This is a genomic window from Pseudoalteromonas sp. Z9A6 (assembly GCF_011378805.1).
Lineage (GTDB): Bacteria > Pseudomonadota > Gammaproteobacteria > Enterobacterales > Alteromonadaceae > Pseudoalteromonas > Pseudoalteromonas distincta.
Window position 1 is genome coordinate 1 of the sequence record NZ_WTKZ01000018.1, and the last position, 13291, is coordinate 13291.

Consider the following 13291-nt stretch of genomic DNA (forward strand, 5'->3'; position numbering starts at 1 on the left):
TGAGAGATGGTATCTACAGGTAATTTAACCACAGCGTTAAGTTTTGGCTGTAAGCGTAGCGCTTACCACGCGAAAAGCGCAGCTTTTAATTACTTATATTTAAATACTTATATCCAGTATTTAATAACGAGTATATTCGTTATGTCTGTGCCCACTGTCTTAGTAAGTTATGGTACACACCTGTTAATTGAATAATCTCTGGGCTATCTTCTACTTTGCTGCGCAGACTTTGAATCGACATATCTAAATCAAATAACAAACCACGTTTTTCGTCGCTATTTACCATGCTTTGCAGCCAAAAAAATGAGGCTAATCTGCGCCCACTCGTTACTGGCATTACACGATGTAAACTCGTTGAAGGGTACAACACCATACTGCCTGCTGGGAGCTTTACGCTATGTGAGCCATAAGTGTCTTCAATAACAAGTTCACCGCCCTCATAGTCTTCAGGGTCGTTAATAAATAACGTCATTGATACATCTGTACGAATTTTTACTGGCGTACCCGGCACTTGTCTAATTGCATTATCTACATGTACACCAAACGATTGCCCGCCTTGATAGCAATTAAATAATGGAGGAAAAATTTTTGCAGGAAGTGCAGCCGACATAAACAAATTACTACGCGCAAGTGCTGCCATAATAATATCGCCAAGCTCTTGGCATTCAGGACTATTTTCAGGTAGTTGTAAGTTATTTTTTGCTTTGGTTGATTGATGACCTGCGGTAATACTGCCATCGGCCCACTGCGCTTTAAGCAAAACCTCATGGCAATACGCCACTTCTTCTTTCGTTAATAGCTCTGGAACTTTAACTATCATGTGCGCCCTCTCACATTTTCATCAAATAATTAAGGGCAGGTAATAGGCCTGCCCTTATGCTTACTTTTATTTTTTAATTTGTTTTAAAATTAAAAAGAGTAGCTCGCTGTTAAACTAAACTTACGACCATCACCTGGTACAAAGTGTCCACCACCTAACTGATCAACGTAATCTTTATCACCTAGGTTTTCACCATTAAGCTGCAGGCTCAAATCTTTTGATATGTCATACGCAACCATCAGGTCAAAAATAGTATAACCTGGCGCACGAGAGCGTGTTGACGTAGTGCCGTTGTAACGCTCACCTACATACTGCGCACCTAAACCAAACGATAACTTATCCGACATATCGTACGTAGTCCAAACACTTGCGCTATTTTTAGGCGTACGCGCAAGCTCGTTACCAATTTGAGTTGCGTCGTCGCCTAATGCTTCAGTTACTTCGCTATCTTGGTAAGTGTATGAAGCAATTACAGTCCACTCTTTAGTAATTAGGCCTGTTGCTGAAAGCTCTAAACCTTGAACGCGCTGCTCACCACCGAGTATTTCGTCACTTGAGCTATCTGCAAATGGGTCATCAGTACGGGCATTGGTTTTTTCAGTACGGAAAAGTGCAGCATTAGTTTGCAGGCGGCCATCCATTAGGCTCCATTTAGTTCCTAATTCATAACTGCGGCTTTCTTCTGCGTCTAAATCAGCTGCATTTGAACGCGTAGATACCGTTAGGCTTTCAGCCGATGGATTAAATGAATTCCCCGCGCCTAAATATACACTGCCATTTTCTGTAGGTTTATAAACTACAGCTGCATTCCAGCTAAATAAATCGTCACTTGTAGAAATTAAAGCGCTTGGATCATTGTAATCGTTGTGATAATCCGTAGTGAAGCTATCAAAGCGAATTCCACCTGTAACTTCCCATTGCTTGTTAAGCGTCACTGTATCAAATGCATAAATAGCTTGGTTTTTACCTTTAGCTTCAATGCTTGTACCATCACGGCCGTACACACCCGTAAATGCAATTGTTGCATCAGGATTGTATAAGTCGTTACGTATTCCATCTTCAATTAGGTTATCAGGCGTAGTTGCAACAAAGTTATGGCGTGTAAACGTTTCATTTGCAAGTTCAACACCCACTACTACGTCGTGAGTAAAGCCAGCAAATTCATAGTTACCAATTAAATCAACTTGAAGTGCAGCAAGTGAATTTTCTGTATCACGTGTTTTTTCATCCGCAAAGGTAATATCAGTGTCTGTTGTAACCGAGAAATAACGCGGTGCAGTTGTTACTGACTCACGCTTAACTTTACCTAAACGACCTTGCACACGTAACGTAGTATTTTGAGAAAAATCATACTCATAACGAGCTGTTGTTGAGTAAGCTTCAATATCTTCGTAATCACGGTAAATATTACCGTAAAAGTTATCAAAGTCGACAGGAGAAGGTGAGCGTGCACTATCTGCAAGTTCAGCTACTGGTGTATCACTGTAAACCCAAGGAATACCATAATCTGGTAAATTGTCTTGGCGTTGATACTCTAGGTTTAAATCAAAACGGCTGTTTGTACCAAGCCCTGTTGCAAATGCAAACGCAACAGCATTTGTTTCGTTTTCAACATGATCGCGACCTGCAACATCACCTTTATCAGTAAGAAGATTAATACGTAGTGCGCTTGTGTCGTTTACTTGAATGTTAGTATCAAAACGACCACGGTAATCGTTTTCTGTACCTAAACGTAGAGAAACGTCGTTAAAGTTGTCTAACTTCGCTTTTTTACTTTCTAAATTAACACTACCACCTGTTGCGCCACGACCAGAAACTGCAGAGCCTGGGCCTTTTGCAACTTCAACGGCTTCAATGTTGTAAATATCACGTGTGTAACCTGCAACATCGCGAATACCATCAACAAAAATATCATTTGTTGCACTAAAACCACGAATCGACATGCTATCGCCAGTAGGTGAGCCACCCTCACCTGCTGCTAAAGAAATACCTGAAACATTACGCAAAGCATCACGTAGGCTATCTACGTTTCTGTCTTTCATTACCGCTTGGTTGATTACTGTTACCGTTTTAGCTGTATCGAGTAGCGATTGAGTGTATTTATGCGACGTTGATTTTTCTACAACATAACTAGACTCAGTTTTAGTTTCTGCTTTGGTTACCGATAGTTCTTGAACATCCTGTGCACTTGCCCAAGTTGAAAGCGTAGCTGTAACAACCGCTGCAATTGGCTTCACGTACGCATTTCCTTTATTCGATGGCTTACTCATGGTTACTCCGTAGTTTTTATTAAGCACTTAACTATTGTTAATTTAAGGTACATATTTAATTTCGGCGAAATCCTACCACTCAAATAACGCAATGTAAACGATAACTGTTATCAATTGCATTGTTATGTGAATTACTATATTGTATACACACTCAAAAATTAACAGTAATTACGTCCTTGTAATTGCTCGTCGTAACTTTCAGGATTGTTGTTAAGTAATGCGAAGCTTAATTAAACCAATTAGCGTAGTTATCGCGCTTTGTAGCACTATGGCAGTAAAAGCCGACACTGTTAGTGAGCTAGAACAACTCGTTAATAAATGGCTACAAATAGAAAATCAAAACACAGAATTAAATACTCATTGGCTTGAACAAAAAAGCAGTATGGAGCAAACCTTAACGCTTCTTAATGCCGAGCAGCAGCAACTTAGCGAGCTTAATCAGCGTAGAAAAAAAAGCACCAGTGAGCTTGCCCAAAAACGCGAACAGCTTGTAACTCAGCAATCAGAACTTGAAAATGATCAACAGCAATTAAATGATCAACTAGCACGTATTTCTGGGCAATTACTTTCATTACAAGTGCAACTCCCCCCGCCACTTTTGAGTAGTTGGAAAAACGCTGGTGATTTAAGCGATTCAAAACTCAGTACAACTGACAAATTACAAACAGCACTAAAAATGCTGACTCTACTTAATGATTTTCAACAACGTATTTCTATTCACGAAATGGCTATTAAGCATCCTGACGGGCAAGAAGTATGGGTTAAGCAGCTTTATTTAGGTGCAGCTCAAGCATGGTTTGTAAGCGAAGACTTAAGTTACGTAGGTATTGGTTTTCCAAGTGACTTAGGTTGGCAGTGGGAGTTTGATTCAAGCATTAATGCAGAACAAGTTGCACTGGGTATTGCTGTACAGCAAAAAAAGCGCGCTGCTGATTGGGTAACACTCCCAATATTAAGTTATGTAAATAAAAACCAGCAAGGGGCTAAATAATGGCTACTAACAGCATAATTAAAGTATTTAGCGCCACAGTTTTACTTTTTAGTGCAAACATTTCTTTTGCAGCTAGCAGTGATGATGCTAAGCAAAGTATTTTAAGTGATATTAAAACAGCGCAGCGTACTCTAAGTAAAACTCAAAAGAGCATTTCAAAAGAGCAAGCGACCCTTGCAAAGCAAATTTTTACCAAGCAGCAATCGCTCAGTAAATTACGCGAACAAGCAGCCGTTAATCGCCGCCTAGCTGACGAAAACACATTAAGCCTTGATCAGTTACAAACCCGATTAGACACTTGGCAACAGCAGCAGCAATATCAATTAAACTTACTTAGCCGTTTTGTACGCCAAAACACCAGCAATAGTGCTAGCAGTAACGAGTCGGCTAATAGCCAAAACGAGTTATTAAGCCGTGTTGTATCGCTAATTAATAATCAAGAGCAGGCACTTTATCCACAGTTAAAAAAACAATCGGTTGTGCTAATTAATGGCGAATTAAGCCAAGCTAATACCCTTCAAGTCGGGCCTGTTGCATGGTTTAGTACGCAAACACCTAAACTTATGGGTTTATTAAATTTGGATGATGAATCTAATGCATTAAAAGTAGCGTTAGTACAATCAACAAGTGACGACAACCCACTCGATAATACTTTAAAGCAAAACGGTGTAGGCTCTACATTACTTACTTTTGATCCTAGTTTAACGCACTTAGTAACTAGCCAAGCCCAACAAGAAAGTCCGCTTGAACACCTAGAAAAAGGCGGTTTATGGGCTATCCCTATTATTTTATTTGCCTGCTTTGCACTTACCATTGCGCTATTAAAAGCCGCACAGCTACTGCGTTTAAGTAAAATTAAAATGCACTCTCAAATGCAATTACAGCAATTTTTTAAAGCTGAAAATAGCAGTGAATTTGCAGGCATGCAGCAGCAGTTATTTAACTTAACGCTGCAAAGCGAAAAAGGCCAAGTACGAGACGATCAATTATTTAATCAGTTAATTCATGATAAGCATAAACTCGATAACTTTATTGGCGCTATTGCCGTTACTGCAGCAGTAGCCCCACTACTGGGGTTATTAGGCACTGTTAGCGGCATGATCGAAACATTTAAAATGATGACCTTGTTTGGCTCAGGTGACCCAGAAGTTGTATCGGGCGGTATTGCACAAGCACTTATAACAACTGAATTAGGTTTAGTCGTGGCCATACCAGCACTAGTTTTAAATGCACTGTTATCGCGTAAAGCAAAAGCGTACTACAGCCAACTAGAAGGCTTTGCATTACAGCTAAGCCAACTAGAAAAAGGAGATAACAATGTTTGAGAAAATCGTTAGTAACCCTATTTGCTGGTGTATTCTTTTACTCGCTTTATTTGTATACCAGCTGATTTTTCATGACTTACTGCACCTTAAACAATACCAAGCACAGCGCAAAGGTTATTGGCAAGAAGTTAGCTCTATTTTAACTGCAGCGCTTCCGCTACTTGGTTTATTAGGCACCATTGTTGGTTTGCTTGATACATTTAAAGTAATGGCGCTGGGCCATAACGAGTTAATGAGTGACGCCATTGGTGACGCATTACTAACAACTCAATTGGGCCTTGTGTGCGCTATTCCCGCGTGGTTAATGCAAGCTTACTTAGCATATTCACAGCGTAATCCTAAATTACATACGTTAAGTAAGCAGTTAGGGTAACACTATGCAATCACGATTAAAGCACAAGCTAGAGCAAGAAGCGGGGCAACATATTGATATGTCGCCGCTACTTGATGTGGTATTTATATTGCTAATATTTTTTATTGTTACAACCGTATTTGTGCGCGAAAGCGGCGTTGAGGTTGATAAACCACAAGCCGTATCGGCCAGTCGTCTTGAGCAGCAAGTTATATTTTTAGCAATAACCGACAACCAACAAGTATTTTTTGATGGCAGCCAAATTGGTGTTGCGGGTGTACGTAGTAGTGTCGAGCAAATGTTAAAACAGCAACAACGCCCTGTGGTTATTCAAGCTGATAAAACAGTACCTACTGAATTACTTGTTCAAGTAATTGACGAAGCAAAGCTGGCAGGCGCAGCGCAAGTTAACTTAGCTACGAAACAATAATATGCACACGATTAACCCGCTTCAAAAAACAAAAAACAATCGCCATCCGCTGTTTGCATTTGGCCTTAGCCTCATTGTGCTTAGTGCTGCATTACTGCTTTTATGGCTTGGGCAACTTGCTGAACATCATATACAAGACAAAGTGGTTGTACGTGAGATTGCCATGGTGGCACTGCCACCTCCGCCACCTCCATCAATATCACAACAGCAAACAAATGAGCCAATGCAAAGCTTAGCGGTAGAAGGTGCAGGCGCGTCAATTCAAGCCGTAAAAATTAAGATAAAGAGTGATTTAAGTATTGTAAAACCCGATACACCCAACGTAAAAGTAAGCGCGCCACAATGGCAATCAATGAGTGTAAATTGGGATGCATTTAGCTTAAATCAACTCGATGGTCTCCCCACTTTACTTACTCCCGTCAAGGCCGTTTTACCAAAAAGCTTAACCCGCCGAGGTGTTGATGTATTTACTGTAAAACTCGATGTATTTATTGATGAAAGTGGTAAGTTAAGTTTAATTGAGGTAGTACAAAACCCATACCCTGAACTTAAACCAGCTATCGACAAAATTATTAAACAAAGCCGCTTTAGTGCACCTAAAAAAGAAGGTGAAACCGTACGCGCTCGCTTTATTTGGCCAATCGAATTTAAACCTTAAGCCTATTAAAATGAAAAATATGAATATATTTAAAACGCTAAAACCATTAACTCGCGCAGTTATCACTACTTTAATGTGCTCACTCCCTTTATTAGGTGTAAGTAGCGTGCATGCAAGCGCTGCTAGTACGCCATTGAAAAGTGCGCCACTAAAAGTAACCTTATCACCTAGCGATCCAACATGGCAGTTGGCTATAAATAATAAATTACTAGGCCCTACAGAGGTTCTTATTGAGCCGACCGAGCGCGGTTTTGCTCGCCAAGTACAACCACTATTACAAGCCGGTAATTACAGTGAAGTTGCGGCGCTATTTAAAGGCCGAGATATAAGCCAAGATAGCACTGCTTTAAACTTATTACGTGCACAAGTACTGCTTTCAACAAAAGACTTTAATAACGCTGAACTAGCTTACCTAGCGTGTTTAAAAGCTTCACCTGATTTAGTAAAAGCACACCAAGGTTTGAGCCTTTTATACATGCAACAAGCAAAGTATGACAAAGCACAAACACACCTAGTTCACAGTATTGAACTAGGCCAAGCTGACGCACAAAGTTATGCGCAACTTGCTTATATACACGTGCAGCATAGCCAACCTTGGAGCGCAGTAGCGGCGTACCGCCAGGCGCTTATGCTAGCGCCAGAAACAAGCCAATATCAACAAGGTCTATTGTTTGCGTTAATTGAATCGGGTGATTTAAGTCAGGCAAGTGCATTACTAAAAGAATTACTTAATAAAAGCCCTGATAAAGCTGAACTTTGGCTGCAACGTGCGCAAATAGCGTTACAACTTGATCAAAAAAAGCAAGCGCTAGCTGCTATTGAAGTAGCCCTAAAACTCAACCCTAAAGATGCCAGTAATCAGCTTTTAGCAGCCCAGCTGCATTTAACTGAAGGCAGCACTGAACGCGCAGTGAGTTTATTAAAGCAAGGTTTAAAACACGCCACTAAACAGCAGCAAGTTGAGGTTATTAATACCACGATGCAAACTTTAGGCTGGCTTGTATCTCAACAAAAATGGGATTTAGCTAAAGAGCTAATAGGCAGCGCAAAAAGATTAACTAAGCAGCTACCCCGTGATGAACAAGCGCAGTTTTCTGTATACAGCGCACAAATTGCTATGCAACAAGGTAATACTAAACGTGCTCTTAAAAGCTTAAATAATGCACTTAAAATAAATCCGAATTTAGGTGATGCCCTACTTAGTTTAGCGAGTATATATCGTAGTAAAGGCCAACTTACCCAAGCTAAACTTATGTATGTTCGTGCACAAGCTCTACCTGATTACCAACTATCGGCGTGGCTTGGATTATCGCAAATAGCGATTGATTCTAAAGACTACCCGAGTGCGCTAAAGCATCTTAGAAAAGCATTACAAGCCAACCCACAACGCCAGGACTTAATTACTAATATTCGCGCCCTTGAGAATATAGTGCGCCAAGAAGGGTAAGTTTAACGCCGTGGTTAAATTTACTTGTACGCACAGCTTGCTGGCGTGACGAGCAAAGCTCGTAATTTCTATGTTTTAATGTCTTCTCATTTACTCCTCTTTGTGCGATAAGATCTTAAGGGATTTATTCACAAAGAGGTTTAGAGGGCGCTGCGCTTTAGAGAAGTAAAAATATATAATTACTATTGTTTTATGTTTTCTCATTTACTCCTCTTTTACTTCTCTTTGTGCGATAAGTTTTTAGATAATTTATTCACAAGGAAGTTTAGAGGGCGCTGCGCTTTAGAGAAGTAAAAATACATAATTACTATTGTTTTATGTTTTCTCATTTACTCCTCTTTTGCTTCTCTTTGTGCAATAAGATCTTAAGTGATTTATTCACAAAGAGGTTGAGAAGGCGCTGCGCTTTTCGCGTGAGCAAGCTCGTTTACAATATATATTAAAGCGTTACCAATTTTGCATTTCGACTATGCGTGATTGCGTGCGCGCATATTCAAAGCTCAACTTTTTACCTTTATACAAATGTTCAATGTCGGTTTGCGCATTTATTACCAGCAATTTATGGCAATCGTAAAACTCATCTACTAAGGCAATAAAGCGCCGTGCTTCGTCGTCAAATGTGTGCTCATCAAGCGTTTGTTTTTCGCGTTGGTAGCTATCTTCTATACCGTGAACAATAACTTTACCCGTTGCTTTAACACCCATTTGCGGCACGTTCGATACATATAACACATCAAATTGTGTTGCTAACAACATATAATCGTTAGCACTACGAGGGCCAGAGCATAACGCCATAAAATCAATCATCAAGGCATTATTGGCTCTTAATAAATAGGGTAAGTCACGCCCATGCACAGTAATTGTATTGCTACATGTTACAACCGGATACGAAGCTAAAAACTCATTTTTAAAATCGAGATTTGATAAATTTATAAAATAGTGACGACTGTTTTTACCATATCTAAAGCGGTGATCGTCCTCCCCTGCCACGTTAATTATATAGCAATGGTTATTAATTAAATCAATAGTAGGTAAAAACCGCGCTCGTTGTAGGCCGTTGTAATAAAGCTGCTCTGGCTTTGCGTTCGATGTGGCCACCAGCACAACACCTTGTTCAAACAACGCATTGAACAATCTGGCCATAATCATGGCATCGCCAATGTCGCTCACAAAAAACTCGTCAAAACACAGTATTCGAATATTTTTAGCCCACTGTTTTGCAATTAGAATAAGTGGATTTTTTTGACCTTGTAGCTGCGAAAGTTGGGCATGCACTTGTGCTATAAAATGATGAAAATGCAGCCGCTGCTTTTGCTCAATAGGTAGGTTTTTATAAAATAAATCCATTAACATGGATTTACCACGCCCTACGGATCCATATAAATAAATGCCTTTTATTAAGGGCGCTTTTTGCCACCATGATGTGTGAGCTTGAAGTTGCTCGCTTAGCGTATTTAAAGCTTCCACCGCATTTTGCTGCGCTGCATCAAAACACAGTTCTCCCGTGTCTATTTTTGCTTGGTAAAGGCTTAAAATTTGTGTGCTGTGCACTGTCATGGTATTTCACTATCGGCTATAATCGCGCCCATTGTAGCCGACTAAAAATGTGAACCAAAATGAAATTCCCTTGCCGCTTAGATAAATTTATTAGCCACTTAGCTGAAATACCGCGCACCCAAGCTCGCGCTAGTATTAAGCGAAAAGAAGTAAGCGTTAATGGCGAAGTAATCACATCACATAATTTTCAGCTAGCCCAGCAAGATGAAGTACTGCACCAAGGTACGCCTTTGGTATTTTTAGGTAAGCGCTATTACATGTTAAATAAACCTGTTGGCTATGTATGCGCTAACAGCGACGAGCTACATAAAACTGTTTTTGACTTACTTGATGAGCCAAATATGAGCGACTTTCACGTAGCAGGTCGCCTTGATATAGATACCACCGGGTTAGTTATTATTACTAATGATGGCGATTGGTCACATAAAATTACGTCGCCTAAAAGCAATAAATTTAAAACCTACCTAGTAGAAACTCAAGAACCGATTACCGATGAAGCACTTGAGCAATTACGCACAGGTGTCATGCTGCATAACGAAAAAGATTTAACCCGCCCAGCTATTGCCGAACGACTTGCTAATTACGGACTACGTTTATCAATAAGTGAAGGAAAGTATCATCAAGTTAAGCGTATGCTTTACGCGGTAGATAACAAAGTGGTTGAGTTACATCGCGAGCAGATTGCGGGGATTACCCTAGATGAAAACTTGGCCAGTGGTGAATATCGATTATTAACACCCGAAGAAATTAAGTTATAAAAGCACTTTAAAGGAGCCTAAGGCTTGGACTATTAGTTAAAACAATATAGCCAAACTTTTACTTGAGCCTGTTGGCTTGCTCTACTAAAATAGCGCCCTTCAAAATTACTAAGGTCGGCCGTGTTAGTTAACTACAATCCCCCTATGAGTCCGTATTTAACGATACTTTTTCAGGATGACGACTTACTGATAGTTAATAAACCAAGTGAGTTATTAACTGTCCCAGGTAAAGATCCTAAACATGCCGACAGCTTAATTAATCGTGTTAATCGTGTTTTTCCAACAGCAAGAATAGTGCACCGCTTAGATATGGCGACTTCTGGCATACTGTGCCTTGCCATGAATAAAGCAGCGCACAGACATTTAAGTATGCAGTTTCAAGAGCGCGAAACAGCTAAACGTTACATAGCACGTGTATACGGACAACTTGAAGCTGAAACAGGATCAGTAGATTTACCCCTTATTTGTGATTGGCCTAATCGCCCTAAACAAATGGTTGATCACGACAGAGGTAAACCTTCGCTTACGCATTTCAAAATACTTGAGCGTGAAGAAAATGCAACCCGTGTAGAGCTAACTCCCATCACTGGTCGCTCGCATCAATTACGTGTGCATATGTTAAGCCTGGGTCATCCTATTTTAGGTGATAGACTTTACGCCCACAAAGAGGCACTTGCTGCCGCTCCTCGCTTACAATTACATGCACAAATGCTGAAATTAAAGCACCCCGTAACTGAGCAAGTACTTACTTTTGAAGCCGAATTAGAGTTTTAACAGGTTTAAATTTACTAGCTAATTCGCTCTATACATTAAACTTTTAGATAACCTTGCCGATACCTAACTAATTGTCATTAGTTAGGTGCGTGATGCTATTTACACGGTTTTTAAAAGGGGCTTTTTATATACAGCTCAGCTGTGCCCTACTTTTAGCTAACCCCATCAGCGCGGCTGAATATATTGCTCCACCTAGCCTATCAAGTATTGAAAATAGCGATATTGAGCGACTACTGCCAAGTGATGAAATAAAGCCTATATTGGCGGGTGAAACAGAATTTTTAAGCCTTTACAGCGAGTACATGAGTAGTAATTTTAGAGGTATCGTAATACTTATACCCGATTGGCATTCTTCACCTACCAATAATTCAGGTATGAGTTACTTGCGCAAAGAGCTTAATAATTTAGGTTACAGCACCTACGCAATGACAGTGCCCGACATTGACTGGCAAGCAAGTAAACTGGCCGAAACAATGCCCAGCGAAACCGAAGCTGCGCCTAGTAAAGCCGATGAGCCTGCATCACCCGACACAGCAACAAACGCACAATCACAGCCTGCAAAAATCAAAGGTGAGCCTCATTACGTTAATGCAATTGAAAAAGTAACTGACGACATACTTGATGACTATAAAATAAATCTCATTTCTCGGTTTAATGCGCTGTATCAAACCGCTATGGAAGATTCGAGTAATATAGTGGTTATTGCACAAGGTACTAGTGCGGGTGTGTTGTTGGAGTACTATGCAGACTTTCCGGACGAGAGGCTGGATGCGTTTATAAGTTTAAGCAGTTACTTACCTAATACTAAACGTAACGAAAGTTTGAGCCAAACAGCGTCACTTGTTACACCCGCCTTACTTGATATTTACTACGCAAATGACAGCACAGACATTTTAATGAGCCTTAAAAGTCGTCAGCGCTGGGTTGAGCGAAATGCAAAATTTGATTACCGCCAACGCCAATTGTTTGGCCTGCGCGATCAACCCGGTCAACACGCACGCCTAACAAAAGAAATAGACGGGTTTTTACGCCGACTTTTTTAAATACTCATAAGCGGCTTGAATATCTTGGCTCTTTTTAACAGCCAATTCCATCATGTGCTTTGGTAAACCTTGCGACACTAATTTATCTGGATGATGTTGCGACATAAGTTTACGGTACGCTACTTTTATATCACGCTGCGTTGCATCGCTATTTAAGCCTAATAACGCCAATGCTTGCGCACGGTTCATATTATTATTTGGCGGTACATGATGGCCAGAACCCTCACGGTAGCTACTACTTTGACCTTGGCTTTGTTGCTGTTGATTAAAGCGCTGTTGTTGCTTTCTAAAGTTAAACTCAGCTTGATAACGTTTTAATACAAATGCAAAGTGTGTTTTAGAAATGCCTAGCTGTTTACTTACTTCTGCTAATAATTGCTTTTCTTGTTCGGCTAATACCCCGTCAGAAAACGCCATTTGTATTTGTATTTCTAAAAACAACTGTATTAAATCGTTTCGTTTAGCAAAGCGTTCTTTAAAATCGTGTACGGTTTCTTTAAGTGAAAAGTCGCTCTCTTTACCTGACTGAAATGCATGTTGTGCTTCGCGGCGTTCTTCGCCCTTTAAGCCCATTTCGTCCATGAACAAGTTAGCCGCTTTTATATGTATTTCGCTCACTCGGCCATTCGATTTTGCAATGTGCCCCATAACAGCAAAGCAGCTTGAAAAGAATAAAGCTTGGCGCTCGTGAACATCGTCACCACTAAATAAGCTAGAAAAACCGCCTGCTTTATCAAAGTTATTTTTTAAGCTTTTATCAAATAAATGACCTAGGTATAAACCTAAAATAGCACCAAATATTTTGCCAAACATAAAGCCAAAACAAAAACCGAGAATTTTTCCCCACATCTATAATACTGCCTTCT

13 protein-coding genes are annotated in these 13291 nt (G+C 40.2%); 9 read left to right on the forward strand and 4 right to left on the reverse strand.

The genetic code is table 11. The features are described 5' to 3' along the window. Positions 1 to 139: 139 nt before the first annotated feature. Together GQR53_RS08955 and GQR53_RS08960 are read right to left on the reverse strand one after the other, a co-directional pair. The gene (locus tag GQR53_RS08955) at positions 140 to 820 is read right to left on the reverse strand and encodes a Fe2+-dependent dioxygenase (RefSeq protein ID WP_165743694.1); all 681 of its coding nucleotides are present in this window, start codon (positions 818 to 820) and stop codon (positions 140 to 142) included. Positions 821 to 909: 89 nt separating this feature from the next. Then, positions 910 to 3090, reverse strand: coding sequence for a TonB-dependent siderophore receptor (locus GQR53_RS08960; protein ID WP_165743695.1), 2181 nt, complete (start codon positions 3088 to 3090; stop codon positions 910 to 912). A 217-nt stretch (positions 3091 to 3307) separates the two neighbouring features. Between GQR53_RS08960 and GQR53_RS08965 the strand changes: the two genes are divergently transcribed. Genes GQR53_RS08965 through GQR53_RS08990 form a run of 6 tightly spaced genes read left to right on the forward strand, consistent with a single transcriptional unit; the run spans position 3308 to position 8293 of the window. After that, positions 3308 to 4081 carry a DUF3450 family protein gene (locus GQR53_RS08965; RefSeq protein ID WP_024596704.1) on the forward strand — a complete coding sequence of 258 codons (774 nt, stop codon included), beginning with the start codon at positions 3308 to 3310 and terminating at the stop codon, positions 4079 to 4081. Beyond that, entirely contained in the window at positions 4081 to 5406 is a 1326-nt protein-coding gene (locus tag GQR53_RS08970; RefSeq protein ID WP_165743697.1) for a MotA/TolQ/ExbB proton channel family protein, read from the forward strand. The genes GQR53_RS08965 and GQR53_RS08970 overlap by 1 nt, the downstream gene beginning before the upstream one ends. Further along, entirely contained in the window at positions 5399 to 5779 is a 381-nt protein-coding gene (locus GQR53_RS08975; protein WP_002960812.1) for a MotA/TolQ/ExbB proton channel family protein, read from the forward strand. Before GQR53_RS08970 ends, GQR53_RS08975 begins: the two co-directional genes overlap by 8 nt. Positions 5780 to 5783: 4 nt before the next feature. Further along, positions 5784 to 6188: a biopolymer transporter ExbD gene (locus GQR53_RS08980; RefSeq protein ID WP_036981164.1), complete on the forward strand. Its 405-nt coding sequence runs from the start codon at positions 5784 to 5786 to the stop codon at positions 6186 to 6188. Between the two features lies 1 nt (position 6189). Further along, complete coding sequence (locus GQR53_RS08985; protein WP_165743699.1) at positions 6190 to 6846, forward strand: energy transducer TonB; 657 nt, start codon at positions 6190 to 6192, stop codon at positions 6844 to 6846. A 19-nt stretch (positions 6847 to 6865) separates the two neighbouring features. Further along, complete coding sequence (locus GQR53_RS08990) at positions 6866 to 8293, forward strand: tetratricopeptide repeat protein (protein WP_165743701.1); 1428 nt, start codon at positions 6866 to 6868, stop codon at positions 8291 to 8293. Between the two features lie 447 nt (positions 8294 to 8740). Here the strand turns inward: GQR53_RS08990 and zapE are convergent, their stop codons facing one another. Continuing rightward, positions 8741 to 9850, reverse strand: coding sequence for a cell division protein ZapE (gene zapE / locus GQR53_RS08995; RefSeq protein ID WP_165743703.1), 1110 nt, complete (start codon positions 9848 to 9850; stop codon positions 8741 to 8743). 59 nt (positions 9851 to 9909) lie between these two features. Between zapE and rsuA the strand changes: the two genes are divergently transcribed. From rsuA to GQR53_RS09010, 3 genes are all read left to right on the forward strand, one after another. Continuing rightward, positions 9910 to 10608: a 16S rRNA pseudouridine(516) synthase RsuA gene (rsuA, locus tag GQR53_RS09000; RefSeq protein WP_138488517.1), complete on the forward strand. Its 699-nt coding sequence runs from the start codon at positions 9910 to 9912 to the stop codon at positions 10606 to 10608. 120 nt (positions 10609 to 10728) lie between these two features. Beyond that, entirely contained in the window at positions 10729 to 11382 is a 654-nt protein-coding gene (gene rluA, locus GQR53_RS09005; RefSeq protein WP_165743705.1) for a bifunctional tRNA pseudouridine(32) synthase/23S rRNA pseudouridine(746) synthase RluA, read from the forward strand. Positions 11383 to 11474: 92 nt separating this feature from the next. Further along, positions 11475 to 12425 carry a DUF3530 family protein gene (locus tag GQR53_RS09010; RefSeq protein ID WP_165743707.1) on the forward strand — a complete coding sequence of 317 codons (951 nt, stop codon included), beginning with the start codon at positions 11475 to 11477 and terminating at the stop codon, positions 12423 to 12425. Here the strand turns inward: GQR53_RS09010 and djlA are convergent. Continuing rightward, positions 12408 to 13274 (reverse strand): co-chaperone DjlA, encoded by an 867-nt coding sequence (gene djlA / locus GQR53_RS09015; RefSeq protein WP_002960826.1) that lies wholly within the window; start codon positions 13272 to 13274, stop codon positions 12408 to 12410. The two genes, GQR53_RS09010 and djlA, sit on opposite strands and share 18 nt — an antisense overlap. Between the last annotated feature and the right edge of the window lie 17 nt (positions 13275 to 13291).

Excerpts from the sequence above, each read along its gene's own strand:
- GQR53_RS08955 (WP_165743694.1), bottom strand. The coding sequence starts at position 820 with ATGATAGTTAAAGTTCCAGAGCTATTAACGAAAGAAGAAGTGGCGTAT.
- GQR53_RS08960 (WP_165743695.1), bottom strand. The coding sequence starts at position 3,090 with ATGAGTAAGCCATCGAATAAAGGAAATGCGTACGTGAAGCCAATTGCA.
- GQR53_RS08965 (WP_024596704.1), top strand. The coding sequence starts at position 3,308 with ATGCGAAGCTTAATTAAACCAATTAGCGTAGTTATCGCGCTTTGTAGC.
- GQR53_RS08970 (WP_165743697.1), top strand. The coding sequence starts at position 4,081 with ATGGCTACTAACAGCATAATTAAAGTATTTAGCGCCACAGTTTTACTT.
- GQR53_RS08975 (WP_002960812.1), top strand. The coding sequence starts at position 5,399 with ATGTTTGAGAAAATCGTTAGTAACCCTATTTGCTGGTGTATTCTTTTA.
- GQR53_RS08980 (WP_036981164.1), top strand. The coding sequence starts at position 5,784 with ATGCAATCACGATTAAAGCACAAGCTAGAGCAAGAAGCGGGGCAACAT.
- GQR53_RS08985 (WP_165743699.1), top strand. The coding sequence starts at position 6,190 with ATGCACACGATTAACCCGCTTCAAAAAACAAAAAACAATCGCCATCCG.
- GQR53_RS08990 (WP_165743701.1), top strand. The coding sequence starts at position 6,866 with ATGAATATATTTAAAACGCTAAAACCATTAACTCGCGCAGTTATCACT.
- zapE (WP_165743703.1), bottom strand. The coding sequence starts at position 9,850 with ATGACAGTGCACAGCACACAAATTTTAAGCCTTTACCAAGCAAAAATA.
- rsuA (WP_138488517.1), top strand. The coding sequence starts at position 9,910 with ATGAAATTCCCTTGCCGCTTAGATAAATTTATTAGCCACTTAGCTGAA.
- GQR53_RS09010 (WP_165743707.1), top strand. The coding sequence starts at position 11,475 with ATGCTATTTACACGGTTTTTAAAAGGGGCTTTTTATATACAGCTCAGC.
- djlA (WP_002960826.1), bottom strand. The coding sequence starts at position 13,274 with ATGTGGGGAAAAATTCTCGGTTTTTGTTTTGGCTTTATGTTTGGCAAA.